Source organism: Aureimonas glaciei, from assembly GCF_014643375.1.
Lineage (GTDB): Bacteria > Pseudomonadota > Alphaproteobacteria > Rhizobiales > Rhizobiaceae > Plantimonas > Plantimonas glaciei.
In genome coordinates, this window is the sequence record NZ_BMJJ01000006.1 from 186,156 (window position 1) to 201,571 (window position 15,416).

Genomic DNA, 15,416 nt, shown 5'->3' on the forward strand with positions numbered 1-15,416 from the left:
ACGGGCCTCAGCGCATTTTCGGATTGAGCGCGTCGCGCAGCCAATCGCCGAGGAGGTTGATCGCCAGGACCAGGAGGACGAGGGCGATGCCCGGGAAAATGGTGATCCACCATTCGCCGGAGAACAGGAAATCGTTGCCGATGCGGATCAGCGTGCCGAGCGAGGGCGAGGTCGCGGGCACACCGACGCCGAGGAAGGAGAGCGTCGCCTCGGTGATGATGGCGAGCGCCAGCTGGATGGTGGCGATGACCAGCACCGGGCCGACGACATTAGGCAGGATGTGGCGGAACAGGATGATCCAGCCGGGCAGGCCGATCACCTGGCCGGCCTGCACATATTCCTTCGTCCGCTCGATCATCACCGAGGAGCGCACGGTGCGGGCATATTGCACCCAGAAGGACAGGCCGATGGCGAAGACGAGGACGGTCACCGCGATCTCGTTGTGCAGGCCGCGCGGCAGGATGCCCCGCATCACGCCGTCGATCAGGAGCGCGATCAGGATGGCGGGGAAGGACAATTGCACGTCGGCGATGCGCATCAGGACGGTGTCGACCATGCCGCCGACATAGCCGGAGACGAGACCCAGGGCGATGCCGATCACCGCCGCGAACAGCACCGAGAGGAAGCCGACCGCCAGCGAGATCCGCGCGCCGTAGAGGATGGTCGAGAGGATGTCGCGGCCCTGGTCGTCGGTGCCGAGCAGGTAGGACGCCGACCCGCCCTCTTGCCAGGCCGGCGGCAGCAGCGAGTCGAACAGGTCGACCTGCGACAGGTCGAACGGATTGTGCGGCGCGACAAAGGGCGCCAGGACCGCCGCCAGCACGAAGACGAGGGTGAAGGCTGCCGACACCATGGCCAGCGGCGAATGAGTGAAGGAATGCCAGACGTCGCTGTCCGCCAGGCGCCCGCGCCAGCCGATGATCTCGGCATCCACGGCGCTCTCGATCTCGCTCATCGCTGCACCCTCAGCCGGGGATCGACGACGAAATAGAGGATGTCGACGATGAGATTGATGATCACGAAGATCAGCGCGATCAGGAGGAGGTAGGCGGCCATCACCGGGATATCGACCTCGGCGATCGCCTGGATGAACAGGAGGCCCATGCCCGGCCACTGGAAGACGCTCTCGGTGATGATGGCGAAGGCGATGATCGAGCCGATCTGCAGGCCGATGATGGTCATCACAGGCACCAGCGTGTTCTTCAGGCCGATCGAGAAGTTGATTGTGCCGGGCTTCAGCCCGCGCGCCTTGGCGAATTTCACGAAGTCGGCGCGCAGGACTTCCAGCATCTCGGCGCGTACGAGGCGCACGATCAGGGTCATCTGAAAGATCGCCAGCGTGATCGCCGGCATGATCAGGGCTTCCAGGCCGCTGCGGGTGAGGAATCCGGTCGACCACCAGCCGAGATCGACGACCTCGCCGCGGCCGAAGGTCGGCAGCCAGCGCAGCGTCACGCCGAAGAAGAGGATAAGCAGGATGCCGATCAGGAAGGTCGGCAGCGAGATGCCGATCAGCGACAGCGTCATGAAGGCGCGGGAGAGAAAGCCGCGGCGATTGAGGGCGGTGTAGACGCCCATCGGGATGCCGATCGCCAGCGCCATCACCGCCGATACCAGGGACAGCTCGAAGGTGGCGGGAAAGCGCTCGGCGATGAGGTCGCTAACCGGCTGGCGCAGGCGGTAGGACTGGCCGAAATCGCCCTGCACCGCCTGGCCGACGAAGCGCGCGAACTGCACGACGATCGCGTCGTCGAGGCCGAGGTCCTGGCGCAACTGCAGGCGCTGTTCGGTCGTCGTGTCCTGGCCGACCATGTTGTTGACGGGATCACCGACGAAGCGGAAGAGCGCGAAGGCGATCAGCGCGACGATGAGCATGACGCCGATCGCCTGCGCCAGCCGCTTCAGGATGAAGAACAGCATGGGCATCCCGTCATGGGGGTTGCGGGGACCGGCGGCGAACCGGCCGGTCGCCTCGGACATGCGCCCGGCGAAAGGAGGCGCCGGGCGCTGCGTCTCATTTCGCCGTGCCGACCACGACATCGCGAAGATCGATCACGTCGTCGGCCCGCTGCACGACGGTCACACCGTCCCGCACGCCCCAGGAGAGCGGCTGCTGATGGATCGGCAGGTAGCCGACATCGTCCTTCAGCATCTTCATCGCCTCGTCGATCATCGCCTGACGCTTCTCGGCATCGGTCTCCGACACGATCTTGTCGGTCAGCGCGTCGATCGCCGGATTGGAATAGCGGCCGTAGTTGAACTGGCCGCTGTTCTTCTCCGCGTCGAAGACCGAGACGAGGTTGAACAGCGCGTTGTGCGCGTCCATCGTCGAGGGCGTCCAGCCGAGCAGGTAGAACGAGGTGTCGTTGCCGCTCTGCGGCGAGACCTTGGCGAAGTATTTCGACTTCGGCTGGGCATTGAGGTTGACCTTGATACCGACGCGCGCGAGCAGGCCGACGACGCCCTGGCAGATCTGCTCGTCGTTGACATAGCGGTTGTTCGGGCAGTCCATGCCGAGCTCGAATCCCTCGGGATAGCCGGCCTCGGCGAGCAGCTTCTTCGACATTTCCGGATCGTATTCGTAGGGCTTGTTCAGCTCGGCGTCGAAACCGTTGATTTGCGGTCCGATCAGGAGCCCGGTTGGTGTCGCGGCGCCGCGCATGACCTTGTCGTTGATCAGGTCGAGGTTGATCGCGTGCGCCATCGCCGCGCGGACCTTCTGGTCCTTCAGCGGGTTCTTGCCCTTGACGTTGGAGTAGAGCAGCTCGTCGCGGTACTGGTCCATGCCGAGGAAGATCGTGCGGGCCTCCGGCCCGGTCAGCGGGCTGACGCCCTCGGCTTCCTCGAGGCGGTTCCAGTCCTGCACCGGCACCGGCCAGGCCATGTCGAGCTCGCCGGAGATGAGGGCGGCGACGCGGGTCGAATCCTGGCTGATCGGCGTGAAGACGACGTCGGTGACGTTGGAGGCGATCTGGCCCCAATAACCGTCGAAGCGCTTCATTGTCGACTTCACGTCGGCCTGCCGCTCGACAAGCTGGAAGGGGCCGGTGCCGTTGGCGTTCTGGGCGGCATAGGTCGAGGTGGAATCGGCCGCCTTCGGGCTCGTCGCCTCGGTCGTCTTGTTCTCCTCGGACCACTCCTTGTCCATGATGTAGAGATAGACGAGCTCGCGCGGCAGGATCGGGTTGGGCGTCGGCGTGACGATGTCGATCGTGTAGGGGTCGAGCACCTTGATCTCGGCGATCTTGGCGCCGTAGCCCTTCATGTCCGAACCGGGCGTCAGCGTGCGCTTCCAGGAGAACACCACGTCCTCGGCATCGAAGTCGTTGCCGTTGTGGAATTTCACGTCCTTGCGCAGGTTGACCCGCCAGGTCGTCGGATCGGTATTTTCCCAGGACGTGGCGAGGCCCGGCTCGATCTTCAGGTCCTTGTCATAGTGCGTCAGGCCCTCGTAGACATTGCCGAGATAGCCGAGCGTGAAGGTCTCGTTCAGCCCGTGCGGGTCGAGCGACTGCACGTCGCCCTGGAAGGCGAAGCGAAACGTTTCCGCCAGGGCCGGCGATGTCATCAGGGCGACCGTGGCGGCGCCGGCGAGCAAAAGACGTGTCATCTTCGAGGTCCTCATTTCCTGGAGTTCAGCCTCGGAGAGGCATCGCGGTTTCGACGAGTCTCGCCCAGTACGAGCAGCCAAAGGGCGTCAAGGCATCGTTGAAGTCGTATTGCGGGTGATGCACGGGTGCGGTGTCGCCATTGCCGGCGAAGATGAAGGCGCCGGGGCGGGCATTCAGCATGAAGGCGAAATCCTCGCCGCCCATGACGGGGGGAGTGTCGAGGACGACGCGGCCCTTGCCGGCGATTTCCTCGGCGACCGAAGCCGCGAAGGCGGTGTTGGACGCGTGGTTGACGACGACCGGATAGTTGCGCTGGTAGTCGAGCACGGCCGTGGCGCCGAGCGCCCGCGCGGTGAGGTCGACGACTTCGGTGACCCGGCGCTCCATCAGGTCGCGGATCTCCTCCTTCAGCGTCCGCACCGTGCCGGTGAGCAGCGCCGTCTGGGGGATGACGTTGAAGGCGTCGCCGGCATGGATCTGCGTCACCGACAGAACCGCCGACTCGATCGGGTCGACATTGCGGGCGACCACCGTCTGCAGCATCACCGTGATCTGCGCAGCGACGAGCGTCGCGTCGATCGTGCGATGCGGACGGGCGGCATGGCCGCCATAGCCCTCGATCGCGATCGAGAACTCGTCGGCCGCCGCCATCATCGGGCCGGGCCGGATGGCGAAGGTGCCGAGCGCCATGCCCGGCTGGTTGTGCAGGCCGTAGACTTCCTGGATGCCGAAGCGGTCCATCATGCCGTCGTCGACCATCGCCTTGCCGCCGGCGCCGCCTTCCTCCGCCGGCTGGAAGATCAGCGCCACGGCGCCGTCGAAATTGCGGGTCTCGCAGAGGTATCTCGCGGCGCCGAGCAGCATGGCCGTGTGGCCGTCATGGCCGCAGGCATGCATCTTGCCGGCGATCGTCGAGGCATGGGCCAAGCCCGTCGTCTCCGTGATCGGCAGCGCGTCCATGTCGGCCCTCAAGCCGACGACGCGCCCGGACCCGGTGTCGCGGCCCTTGATGATGCCGACGACGCCGGTGCGGCCGACGCCGGTGACGATCTCGTCGACGCCGAATTCGCGCAGTTTGTCGGCGACGACGCCGGCGGTGCGGTGGACGTCGTACTGGGTTTCGGGATGGGCGTGGATGTCGCGGCGCCAGGCGGTGATGTCGTCGTGGAAGTCGGCGAAGCGGTTGACGATGGGCATGGCGCTAGTCCTTCAGGCTGCGAGTTCGGCGATCAGCCGGCGCTGGAACGCCTCGCCGGCGCGGACCTGCGAGAGCTCGATGTATTCGTCGGGCTTGTGACCCTGTTCCATGTCGCCGGGGCCGCAGACGACGGTCGACAGGCCCGCGGCCTGGAACTGCCCGGCCTCGGTGCCATAGGCGACGACGGCGTCATCGGGCTGCGGCAGGCCGGCGGACGACAGCCGGCGGGCCAGCTTCTCGGCTTCCCCGTCCGGCTCGCGCCGACAACCCGGCACGTCGCATTCGACCGAGATGTCGATGCCGGCGCCGGGATCGATCCGCCGCATCGCCTCGGTCAGCCATTCGGTATGGGCGGTGTATTCGGCGAGATAATCGGCCGCGCTCTCGCCCGGCAGGACGCGGATGTCGGAGACGAGGCGGGCGTGCCCGGCGGTGATGTTGAAGGCGGTGCCGCCCTCGATGATGCCGGAATGCAGCGTCGTGTAGGGGGGCGAAAACCGCATGTCCTGCAGGCCGCGCTCACGGTTGCGGCCCATCCGGTCGTCGAGCCAGACGGCAAGGCGGGCGGCGATGGCGACGGCCGAGACGCCCTGATCGACGACGCTCGAATGCACCGCCTTGCCGCGCACCCGCGTCGTCAGCTTGAGCACGCCCTTGTGGCCGGTGACGACGCCCATGCCCGTCGGTTCGCCGACGATCACCGCCGAGGGTGGCGCGACCGTCTCGAGCATCTGCGCGATCATGTCCGGCGCCCCGAGGCAGCCGATCTCCTCGTCGTAGGACAGAGCCAGATGGATCGGCCGCTTCAGCCCGGCCGCCAGCATCTCCGGCACCAGCGCCAGGCCGATGGCGACAAAACTCTTCATGTCCGTGGTGCCGCGCCCGTAGAGGCGGTCGCCGCGGCGGACCAGCGTGAAGGGATCGGACGTCCAGGCCTGGTCGGTGGCGGGAACGACATCGCTGTGGCCGGAAAGAACGACGCCGCCCGGCACGTTCGGGCCGATGGTGGCAAAGAGGCTCGACTTGCTCCCGCTGGCATCGGGCACCCGAACCGAGGCGATGCCGAGCTGGGCGAGGGTGGACTGGACGAAGTCGATCAGCGGAAGATTGCTGTCCTGCGATACGCTGGGAAAGCCGACCAGGCTCTCGATGAAGGCTTCTGAAACGCCGGCTTCCGTCAAACATTCACTCCCGTCGCGCCCTCGGACCGCTCTGGGTGAGCAGCCGGGCCAGGCGACCCGTCGAGGCAGTCGAACACCGTCCCCGGAGCATTGCAACCCTTACGATTGAGCTTGCCCACACTTTCGGCCGAAGACGGCATCGGCCTCGAGCCGTTCCCAATCAAAGACTTGAAGCCGAGACCGAAGCGATCGATGGCGGTCCTCGTTCCGGCATAGCGCTGCGAGTGCCGGTCATCGGGTGTTGCGAGCGCCGCGATGTTCCGCGGGTGAAGCGGTACCAAGGCACCCGGCGCGGCAGGGGACGGGAACGGCGTCATGCCCTTACGCCTCTTCCGCGGGCAGGCCGATCCGCGACAGCAGGCCGGCCATGAGGCGCGCCCGGTCGACCAGGCTGTCGACGAGGATGTATTCGCCGAGCGTGTGGTAGCCGTCGCCGCTGAGGCCGAGCCCGTCCAGCGTCGGCAGCCCCATCGCGCCGGTGAAATTGCCGTCTGACCCGCCGCCGGAACTGCCGTGGGTGATCGTCATCCCGAGTTCGGCGGCGACCTGCTCGGCCAGGGCGAAGAGCGCCATCGTGCCCTCCTGGGGTTCCCAGACAGGCCGGACGACGCCCAGGGTGACGGAAAAGCCGGTGCCGTCCTCCCGCGTTTCGGTCATCGCCAGCATGCGGGCCTTCCCCTTGTCGAGATCGTCTTGGCGCTTGGCCATCGACAGGGCCTCGGCGCGACAGGTGGTCGAGACGCAGTTCACCCACTGGCCGCCGTGGACGACGCCGACGCTGAAGGTGCAGTCGTCATCCGTCATGTCCTCGATGGCGAGAATCCGCCCGGCCATTTCGCGGATGGCCGAGCGGCCCTTCTTCAGGGAGGCCCCGGCATGGCTCGGGCGGCCCTGGGCGGTGAGATTGTAGCGGGCGATGGCGTAGCGCCCAGAGACGACGCCATTGCCGTTGATCGCCGGTTCGGGAACGAGGATCGCTCGGTGCCGGCGCGCCTCGGCCTCGATCAGCGGCCGGGTGCCGGGACTGCCGATCTCCTCGTCCGAGGTGAGGAGGACGCTGACGGGCAGGGGTGTTTCGATCCCCGCCGCGATGAGGGCGCGCACGGCCTGGAGTGCGGCGAAGGTGCCGCCCTTCATGTCGAGGATGCCCGGGCCATAGCAACGGTCGCCCTCGCGCCGGAAGGGCAGTTTATCGAGCGTGCCGATCGGATGAACCGTATCCAGATGCGCCATGATCAGAATGCCGGGCTCACCCTGCCGCGGGTGCGGAAAGGACGCTTTCACGCAGTCCCCGAGGCCGTCGGGGCCGGCAACGCGCTCGACGGTGGCACCCATCGCCACGAGGTCCTCGGCGGCGAGCGTCATCATCCGGTTCACGGCAGTGACGTCGAAGGTTGGGCTTTCGCATTCGATCCAGCGCTGCAGGCCGGCGAGCAGGCGGTCGGTGTCGAGGTCGAGATCCGTCAGGGCCATGGTCGTTCTCCTTGATGCGGGTCAGGCAGAAGCGAGGCGGCGCTCGACGATGCGGGCCAAAAGGCTCGCGCCGATCGGCAGGATGCCGTCGTCGAGGACGAAGCTCGGATTGTGCAAGGCGACGGTGCCGGCATGGCCGACCCAGCAATAGGCGCCGGGAACCGCCTGCAGCATGTCGGCGAAATCCTCGCTGCCCATCATCGGCTTGGGCGTGGTGAGGACGTTTTCGGCGCCGACGATCTCGGCGGCCGCCTCGGCCAGATAGGCCGTTTCGGCCGGGTGGTTCTCCAAGACGGAGAAGATGTCGCGGATGTCGACGGCGATCTCGACTTCGAAGGACTGGGCAAGGCCGGAGGCGATCCGGCGCATGCGGGCATGCACGAGAGCGCCGACCTCGGCATCGAAGAAGCGCACGGTGCCGGCGAGCACCGCCTCCTCGGGGATGACATTGTAGGCCGAGCCCGAATGGATCTGGGTGATCGACAGCACCGCCGACTGCATGGGATCGGTGTTGCGGCTGACGATGCTCTGCAGCGCTTGCGCCAGGGCGGTGGCGACGACGATCGGATCGGCCGCCTTGTGCGGCATGGCGCCGTGGCTGCCGCGGCCGGTGATCCTGATGTCGAAGAAGCTGGCGCCGGCCATCGCCTTGCCCGGGAAGATCGCGATCTGCCCCTCGTCGAGCTCGGGCGAATTGTGCAGGCCGTAGATCTCGTCGCAGGGAAAGCGCTGGAACAGGCCGTCGGAAAGCATGGCGCGGGCGCCGCCGAGCCCTTCCTCGGCCGGCTGGAAGACGAGGACGGCGGTGCCGGCAAAATCGCGGTTCGCGGCGAGGTAGCGGGCGGCACCCAGCAGCATGGTGGTGTGGCCGTCATGGCCGCAGGCATGCATGCGGCCGGGAATGGTCGAGCGGTAGGGAAGGTTGGACAGCTCGTCCATGGGCAGCGCGTCCATGTCGGCGCGCAGGCCGATGCGCCGCCCGCCCGGCCGGTTGCCGGCGACGATCCCGACGACCCCCGTCCCGCCGAGCCCGCGGTGCACCTCGACGCCCCATTCCTCCAGCTTAGCCGCGACGATCGCCGAGGTCCGCTTCTCCTCGAAGCCGATCTCGGGATGGGCGTGGAGGTCGCGGCGGATGGCGACGAGATCGCCGGTGAATTCCTGGATCTGCGGCAGCACGGTCATGGGTCGGGTCCTTGTGGTCTCAATGCGCGTGGAAAGGAACGGTCAGGGCGCGGACGGGCCGTTCGGCGACATCCGCAGGCCCGGACGCAGCCGGGTGAAGGGCAGGGAGGCCGGGTCGACGGGCATCGGCCCCGGCGCCGCACAAACCAGGATGGTCTCAGCGATCGGCTCGAAATCGGCGCGAAAGTGCACCGAGCTCTTGTTGACCAGGATCTTCTGCGCCTCGGGCTCGATGCCGACGAAGCGGTACATTTCCCGGTCCGCCATCTGCGCCTTGCGCGAGGCGACGACGATCCGGACGCCACCGATGCCGAGGCAGGCGGCCAGACCCAGCTGCATACGCGCGCCGCCGTAGAAGGGGCCGGAGGCGACGAGGTGACCGTCCGAAAGGGCTTCGACGGTGCACAGGATGTCGAAGGGCGCGTCGCCTTCCACGCCCGACTTGCCGCCGAGCGAAAACGCCAAGGTCGCGCCGACACCGGCTTCATGCGCCTTTGCCGCCGCCGCGGGGTCGACGATCACGCCGATGGCCGCCTCCGTGGCCCCGCAGGCGATGAGGGCGCGCAGCATGCCTGTCGTGTCGGAATCGCCGCCGGCCCCGGGATTGTCCTGGGTATCGGCGATGACCACCGGGCGCGTCGCCATGGCCGCGATGCGCATGGCCTCGCGCACGCCGTCCTCGGGCGAATAGACCGTGCCGTCGAAGGCGCTCTCCTGCGCCAGGACCGCCGCACAGAGGTTTTCGGCGGCGGCGTCGGCCGTCGCCTGGTCGGGCGCATAGGCGAAGACCGAAGGGCCGCAATCGGCAAAGTCGGCGGCGGGAAAGCCCATGGCGAGCGAGATCGAGCCGAGGCCCACGGCTTCGCGGTCCGCCAGCCCGCCATAGAGGCTCCGGTTCGGCTCCATGCTCGTCGCCTGCCAGGCGATCGGAATGAGGAAGGGAAGCTGGCGAAAGGCCTTGACGTCGCGCTGGCCACCGAGCCGGCGCGCCATTAGGGAGGCCGCCCGCCGTCCGGTCTCGGCCATGTCGACATGCGGATAGGTGCGGTAGGCGACCAGCATGTCGGCTGCCTCGACCATTTTCGCCGTCACATTGGCGTGCAGGTCGAGACTGGCGACGATCGGCAGGTCGGGGCCGACGAGGCGCCGCAACCGCGCGAGAAGCTCGCCCTCGCCGTCGTCGACATGCTCGGCGACCATCGCGCCGTGAAGGTCGAGATAGATCCCGTCGAGCTTTCCTGCTGCGGCGATCCCCGCGAGGATTCGCCCGGCGATCGTCTCGTAGGCCGCTTCGGTGACATGGGCCGAAGGGCTCGCCGCGCACCAGAGCGTCGGCACGAGCGCCCAGCCGGCTGCCTCTGCCGCGGTGACGAAGCCGCTGATGCCGATGTTGACGTTGCGCGTCGACGCGATGAGGTCCGGCCCCTCGACGAGCGCCGGCCAGCCGCCGCCCTCGACGAAGGCGTCGTAGCCGGCCTTGCTCGGGCCGAACGTGTTGGTCTCGTGCATGAAGCCGGCGACGGCGATGCGGAAGGAGGACATGCGATTCCTGTCAGGCAGCGGTGTGGGGAGAGATTTGGGCCAGCGTCGCGGCCAGTGACTGGAAGTTCGGAAAATCCCAGTCCTTGCCCGGCGCGGCGTCGAGAAGTTCGCGGGTGTAGTCCTGCTGCGGATGGCGCAGCACCTGCGCAGCCGGCCCGTATTCGACGACGCGCCCCTTCTGCATCACGGCGACATCGTCGCAGATCTGCGCGGCGACCCGGAGATCATGGGTGATGAAGAGGATGGCGACGCCGAGCCGCTTCTGGATGTCGCCGAGGAGATCCAGCACCTGCGCCTGCACCGAAACGTCGAGCGCCGATACCGCCTCGTCGGCGACGAGGATGTCGGGCTCCATCGCGAGCGCCCTTGCGATGGCGATGCGCTGGCGCTGCCCACCGGAGAACTGGTGCGGATGGCGGGTGACGGCGTCGGCGGGCAGGCCGACGAGTTCCAGTAATTCCCGCGCCTTCGCCTCGGCCGCGAGCTTTTTCACGCCGTAGTTGATCGGCCCCTCCGTGATGCTGTCGCCGACCGTCAGGCGCGGGTTCAGCGAGCGGTTGGGATCCTGGAAGATCATCTGGATGCGCTGGCGGAAGGGATGCAGCGCCGCGCGCGACAGGTTGGAAATGTCGTGGCCGTTGAGGCGGATGCCGCCGGCCGTCGGCTCGATCAGCCGCATCACGCAGCGCGCCACTGTCGATTTGCCCGAGCCGCTCTCGCCGACGATGCCGAGCGTGCGGCCGCGCTTCAGGACGAGGCTGACCTTGTCTGCGGCGACCGTCTGGTGGCTGCGCCGCAGCAGCGACCGGCGGCCATAGGTCATGCCGAGCTCGATCGTCTCCAGCACCGTCTCCTGGCTCGTCTCGGCCCGGGCCGGACGGGGCAGCAGCGCCGGCACGGCCTTGAGGAGGTCGCGGGTATAATCCTTCGCCGGCGCCGTCAGGATCGTCCGCGTCGCGCCGGTTTCGACGATCTCGCCATGGTGCATGACGCAGACGCGGTCGGCGATGTCGGCGACGACGCCCATGTCATGGGTGATGAAGAGGACGGAGGTGCCGAGATCCTTCTGCAGGTCGCGGATGAGTTTCAGGATCTGCTTCTGGGTGGTGACGTCGAGCGCCGTGGTCGGCTCGTCGGCGATGAGGAGTTTCGGCCTCAGGATCAGCGCCATGGCAATCATGATGCGCTGGCGCTGGCCGCCCGAGAGCTGGTGCGGGTAGGAGGCGTGGATCCGGGGCACGTCGGGAAGATGGACCTGCTCCAGCATGTCGAGCACCTGCCGGCGCTGTTCGCGCGCCCCGAGGGACGAATGCGCCTGCAGCACCTCCTCGATCTGCCGCCCGACGGTGATGACCGGGTTGAGGGCCGTCATCGGTTCCTGGAAGACCATCGACATGCGCGTCGCGCGCAGCGCCTTCAGCCGGTTCGGCCTGACAGCGAGGACGTCCTCGCCCTCGAGCAGGATCCGCCCGCTGCGCGCCACCAGCGCCCCCTTCGGCAGGAGGCCCATGGTCGCCAGCGACGTCACCGACTTGCCCGATCCGCTCTCGCCGACGAGGCAGACGGTTTCGCCGGCACCGATCTCCAGCGAGATGCCCTTGAGGATCGGGATCGGGCGCGGGCCCCCGGTGGTGACGACGAGGTCCTCGATCGCGAGGATCGGGGCCAGCGGGTCGGTGGTGGCGGTCATCGGCCGGCTCCCCTCTGCTTGAGACGGGGATCGAGAAGGTCGCGCGCGGTGTCGCCGAGAAGGTTGATCGCCAGGATGCAGGCCGACAGGAACAGGCCGGGCCAGAAGATCAGCAGCGGCAACAGCTGGAAGTAGACGCGCCCCTCCGACATGATGTTGCCCCAGGAGGGCGTCTCGGTGCCGACGCCGGCGCCGAGGAAGGAGAGGATCGCTTCGGTCAGGATCGCCGAGGCGCAGACATAGGTCGCCTGGACGATCAGGGGCCCCAGCGTGTTCGGCATCAGGTGCCGCCACATGATCTTCGGCAGGCTGCTGCCGACGGCGATCGCCGCCTCGACATAGGGCTCCTCGCGCGCGCCGAGGACGACGGAGCGCACCAGCCGGACGACGCGCGGGATTTCCGGCAAGGTGATGGCGACGAGGACGGTCCAGAGGCTGGCGCCGGCGAGCGAGACGACGGCGATGGCGAGGAGGATGCTCGGGATCGCCATCAGCCCGTCCATGATGCGCATCAGCACGGCATCGAGCGGCCGGAAGAAGCCGGCGAGGAGCCCGAGCGGCAGGCCGACGGCGACGCTGATCGCGGCGGCGCCGATGCCGACGATGAGCGAGATGCGGGCGCCGTAAATGACGCGCGAGAACAGGTCGCGGCCATAGGCGTCGGTGCCCATCCAGTGCAGGTCGGACGCCGCCTTCAGCCGCTGCGCCGGGTTCATCTCGATCGGATCATAGGGGGCGAGCAGCGGCGCGAAGATCGCCATCGCCACGATCAGGAAGAGCACCACGGCGGCGACGGAGCCGGCAAAGCCGAGTCGCTCGAAGGGCAGGACGGGGAGGCGCCGGCGGCGCGCGGGCTCGGCGGAAGCGTCCACGGGAAAGGCCATCAATAACGGATCCTCGGGTCGAGAAAGGCGTAGGACAGGTCGATCAGGAGATTGATCGCCACGTAGATGCCGCTGGTGAAGAGGATGAGTCCCTGGATCACCGGATAGTCGCGGGCGAGGATCGCATCGACCGTCAGCCGGCCGAGGCCGGGGATGTTGAAGACGCTCTCGGTGACGACGACGCCCGAGATCATCAGGGCAAAGCCCGTGCCGATGACGGTGAGGATCGGCACAGCGGCGTTGCGCAACGCATGCCGGAAAAGCACCTTTCGCTCGTCCAGCCCCTTGGCGCGCGCGGTGCGGACATAGTCCTCGCCGAGGACGTCCAGCATGGCGGCACGGGTCATCCGCGCGATCAGCGCGATGTAGATCGAGGCGAGCGTCAGCGCCGGCAGGATGGCCCGCTGCAGGAACGGCCCGAACCCCTCGAAGACGCTGCGAAAGCCCTGCACGGGCAGCCATTTGAGGTCGAGGGCGAAGATCTGGATGAGGATGTAGCCGATCACGAAGATCGGGATGGAAAAGCCGACGACGCAGATCGTCATCACCAAATTGTCGATCCAGCTGCCGTGCTTCCAGGCGGCGAGGACGCCGAGCGGCACCGAGATCAGGATGGTCAGCGCCATGGTCAGGAGCGCCAGGCTGATGGTCGGCTCGAGCCGCTGGCCGATGAGCGTGGTCACCGGGGTCTTCGAGATCAGCGAGGTGCCGAAGTCGCCGGTGAGGAGCTGCGCGCTCCAGGTGACGAACTGGGTGGTGAGCGGCTGGTTGAGGCCCAGCGCCTCGCGGATGTCGTCGAGCTGCTGCGGCGTCGCCATGTCGCCCGCGATGATCGCGGCGGGATCGCCCGGCGTCAGGCGCAGGAGCAGGAAGACGAAGAGCGCGACGACGACCATGACCGGAATGGCGGCGAGGACGCGGCGGACGAAATAGGCGAGCATGCCGGGACCCCGAGGCCGGAGGAAGGGATGCGGCCGCCGGAAGCGGCCGCAGGCGATGCCGGCGGCGGATCGGGAGGACCCGACCCGCCGCAAGGCATCAGGACTTCTTCTCGACGCTCCAGAAGACCGGGACCGGTCCCTTCAGCACGCCGGAGAGCTCGTTGCGCCAGGCGGAGGGGCTGAGATACTGGCCGAGCGGAATGTAATTCACCACCTCGTAGGCATGCGCCTGCAGCCGCGCAGCGATTTCCTTGCGCTGCTCGTCGGTCTCGGCCTTGACGAATTCCTTGCGCATCGCCTCCAGTTCCGGATCGTCGGGCCAGCCGAACCAGGCCTTTTCCTTGCCGAGGCCGTTCAGCATCGGGCTGACAATCGGGTTCCAGATCTCCGGGATCACCCAGTTGGTGAAGAACATGTTCCAGCCGCCCTCGGCCGGCGATGCCTGACTCGCTCGGCGGGTGACCAGGGTCTGCCAGTCCATCGGCTGCAGGTCGACGGTGAAGCCGGCCTGCCGCAGCAGTTGCGCGGCCACCACCGGCTGCGGGCTGACGGAGGACACGTCGGTCGGCTGCATCAGCACGATCGGCGTGCCGTCGTAGCCGGCTTCCTCCAGGAGCTTCTTGGCGCCCTCGGGATCCGATCCCGCGACGATGGAGGCGGCTCCGGCATCGGTTTCGAGCGGCGAGCCGCAGCCATACATCGAGCCGCAGACGGAGTAGTATTCCGGATTGCCGACGAGGGCGCCGAGCACGTCGGTCTGATTCATCGCCAGATGCGCGGCGCGCCGGATCTTGACGTTGTCGAAGGGAGGATAGAGCCAGTTCAGCCGGCCCATGGTCTGGTAGCCGAGCGGGTTGAGGACGTCGACGGTGATCTCCTCATTGACCGACAGCAGCGGCAACAGGTCGATCGGCGGCTGCTCGATGAAGTCGATCTCGCCCGAATTCAGTGCGTTGATCGCCGTCTGCGCGTCCGGCATGGCGATCCAGGTGACGCGGTCGACCTTCACCGACTTGCCGCCGGAGGTCCAGCTCGCCGGCTCGTCGCGCGGCTTGTAGTCGGTGAACTTGTCGTAGACGACCTTGACGCCCGGCTGGTACTCGCCCGCGACGAACCGGAAGGGGCCAGAGCCGATCTGCTCGGCGATGGCTTCGGTGGAGGGCGTCTTGGCGATGCGCTCGGGCATCATGAAGGCCGGCACCGCGGACGGCTTGGCGATCAGCTCGATGACGTAGGAGAAGGGCTCCGACAGCGTCAGCACGATGGTCTTGGCGTCGGTCGCCTCGATGCTCTTGGTGTACTGCATCAGCATCTGGCCGCCGCCGTCGCGCTCGGCCCAGCGCTTCAGCGAGGCGACGCAGTCGGCCGCCGTGACGTCGCCGCCGTCATGCCATTTCAGCCCGTCGCGCAGGGTGAAGGTGTAGGCCATCTTGTCGTCGGAGACCGCCCAGGAGGCCATCTGTGGCTGCGGCGCCTTGTTCTCGTCGACGCTGAGCAGCGTATCGAAGATCATGTAGCCGTGATTTCGGGTGATGTGCGCCGTGGTAATGATCGGGTCGAGAACGCGCAGGCCCGAATGCATCACCGCCCGGATTTCGCTGGCCCCGGCAGGGGCGGCGCCAATGCCGGCGAGGGCGATCGTCGAGGCAAGGAGGGCGGCGCGCCATCGCGTGCCGGTCGTCGTCGCGGTCGGAAAGGGCTTCATCGGCGG

The 15,416-nt window shown here is 67.5% G+C and carries 12 protein-coding genes; all 12 read right to left on the reverse strand.

Going from position 1 to position 15,416, the window contains the following annotated elements; translation table 11 throughout:
* Nucleotides 1–7: 7 nt before the first annotated feature.
* The 12 genes from IEX88_RS13960 to IEX88_RS14015 all read right to left on the reverse strand — a co-directional run bounded on the left by IEX88_RS13960 (nt 8) and on the right by IEX88_RS14015 (nt 15,410).
* Nucleotides 8–955: an ABC transporter permease gene (locus IEX88_RS13960; RefSeq protein WP_188851650.1), complete on the reverse strand. Its 948-nt coding sequence runs from the start codon at nt 953–955 to the stop codon at nt 8–10.
* Nucleotides 952–1,920, reverse strand: a complete 969-nt coding sequence (locus IEX88_RS13965) for an ABC transporter permease (protein WP_188851653.1) — start codon at nt 1,918–1,920, stop codon at nt 952–954. The genes IEX88_RS13960 and IEX88_RS13965 overlap by 4 nt, the downstream gene beginning before the upstream one ends.
* Nucleotides 1,921–2,014: 94 nt before the next feature.
* Entirely contained in the window at nt 2,015–3,610 is a 1,596-nt protein-coding gene (locus tag IEX88_RS13970; protein WP_210319279.1) for an ABC transporter substrate-binding protein, read from the reverse strand.
* Nucleotides 3,611–3,635: 25 nt separating this feature from the next.
* Entirely contained in the window at nt 3,636–4,808 is a 1,173-nt protein-coding gene (locus IEX88_RS13975; RefSeq protein ID WP_188851657.1) for a M20 aminoacylase family protein, read from the reverse strand.
* Nucleotides 4,809–4,820: 12 nt separating this feature from the next.
* Nucleotides 4,821–5,990 carry an acetylornithine deacetylase gene (argE, locus tag IEX88_RS13980; RefSeq protein ID WP_188851659.1) on the reverse strand — a complete coding sequence of 390 codons (1,170 nt, stop codon included), beginning with the start codon at nt 5,988–5,990 and terminating at the stop codon, nt 4,821–4,823.
* 321 nt (nt 5,991–6,311) lie between these two features.
* Nucleotides 6,312–7,463, reverse strand: a complete 1,152-nt coding sequence (locus tag IEX88_RS13985) for a M20/M25/M40 family metallo-hydrolase (RefSeq protein WP_188851661.1) — start codon at nt 7,461–7,463, stop codon at nt 6,312–6,314.
* 21 nt (nt 7,464–7,484) lie between these two features.
* Nucleotides 7,485–8,648, reverse strand: a complete 1,164-nt coding sequence (locus IEX88_RS13990) for a M20 aminoacylase family protein (RefSeq protein WP_188851664.1) — start codon at nt 8,646–8,648, stop codon at nt 7,485–7,487.
* A 42-nt stretch (nt 8,649–8,690) separates the two neighbouring features.
* Nucleotides 8,691–10,190, reverse strand: a complete 1,500-nt coding sequence (locus IEX88_RS13995) for a M81 family metallopeptidase (protein ID WP_188851666.1) — start codon at nt 10,188–10,190, stop codon at nt 8,691–8,693.
* Nucleotides 10,191–10,200: 10 nt separating this feature from the next.
* Complete coding sequence (locus tag IEX88_RS14000; protein WP_188851668.1) at nt 10,201–11,880, reverse strand: ABC transporter ATP-binding protein; 1,680 nt, start codon at nt 11,878–11,880, stop codon at nt 10,201–10,203.
* Nucleotides 11,877–12,764, reverse strand: coding sequence for an ABC transporter permease (locus tag IEX88_RS14005; protein ID WP_188851671.1), 888 nt, complete (start codon nt 12,762–12,764; stop codon nt 11,877–11,879). The genes IEX88_RS14000 and IEX88_RS14005 overlap by 4 nt, the downstream gene beginning before the upstream one ends.
* Complete coding sequence (locus tag IEX88_RS14010; RefSeq protein ID WP_188851673.1) at nt 12,764–13,705, reverse strand: ABC transporter permease; 942 nt, start codon at nt 13,703–13,705, stop codon at nt 12,764–12,766. The genes IEX88_RS14005 and IEX88_RS14010 overlap by 1 nt, the downstream gene beginning before the upstream one ends.
* A 97-nt stretch (nt 13,706–13,802) precedes the next feature.
* Nucleotides 13,803–15,410, reverse strand: a complete 1,608-nt coding sequence (locus IEX88_RS14015; protein ID WP_188851675.1) for an ABC transporter substrate-binding protein — start codon at nt 15,408–15,410, stop codon at nt 13,803–13,805.
* Between the last annotated feature and the right edge of the window lie 6 nt (nt 15,411–15,416).

Bases quoted from the DNA above. Each gene is read 5' to 3' on its own strand.
- IEX88_RS14015 (WP_188851675.1), bottom strand. From the start codon at position 15,410: ATGAAGCCCTTTCCGACCGCGACGACGACCGGCACGCGATGGCGCGCC.
- IEX88_RS14000 (WP_188851668.1), bottom strand. From the start codon at position 11,880: ATGACCGCCACCACCGACCCGCTGGCCCCGATCCTCGCGATCGAGGAC.
- IEX88_RS13965 (WP_188851653.1), bottom strand. From the start codon at position 1,920: ATGCTGTTCTTCATCCTGAAGCGGCTGGCGCAGGCGATCGGCGTCATG.
- IEX88_RS13970 (WP_210319279.1), bottom strand. From the start codon at position 3,610: ATGACACGTCTTTTGCTCGCCGGCGCCGCCACGGTCGCCCTGATGACA.
- IEX88_RS13975 (WP_188851657.1), bottom strand. From the start codon at position 4,808: ATGCCCATCGTCAACCGCTTCGCCGACTTCCACGACGACATCACCGCC.
- IEX88_RS13990 (WP_188851664.1), bottom strand. From the start codon at position 8,648: ATGACCGTGCTGCCGCAGATCCAGGAATTCACCGGCGATCTCGTCGCC.
- IEX88_RS14010 (WP_188851673.1), bottom strand. From the start codon at position 13,705: ATGCTCGCCTATTTCGTCCGCCGCGTCCTCGCCGCCATTCCGGTCATG.
- IEX88_RS13985 (WP_188851661.1), bottom strand. From the start codon at position 7,463: ATGGCCCTGACGGATCTCGACCTCGACACCGACCGCCTGCTCGCCGGC.
- IEX88_RS14005 (WP_188851671.1), bottom strand. From the start codon at position 12,764: ATGGCCTTTCCCGTGGACGCTTCCGCCGAGCCCGCGCGCCGCCGGCGC.
- IEX88_RS13995 (WP_188851666.1), bottom strand. From the start codon at position 10,190: ATGTCCTCCTTCCGCATCGCCGTCGCCGGCTTCATGCACGAGACCAAC.
- IEX88_RS13960 (WP_188851650.1), bottom strand. From the start codon at position 955: ATGAGCGAGATCGAGAGCGCCGTGGATGCCGAGATCATCGGCTGGCGC.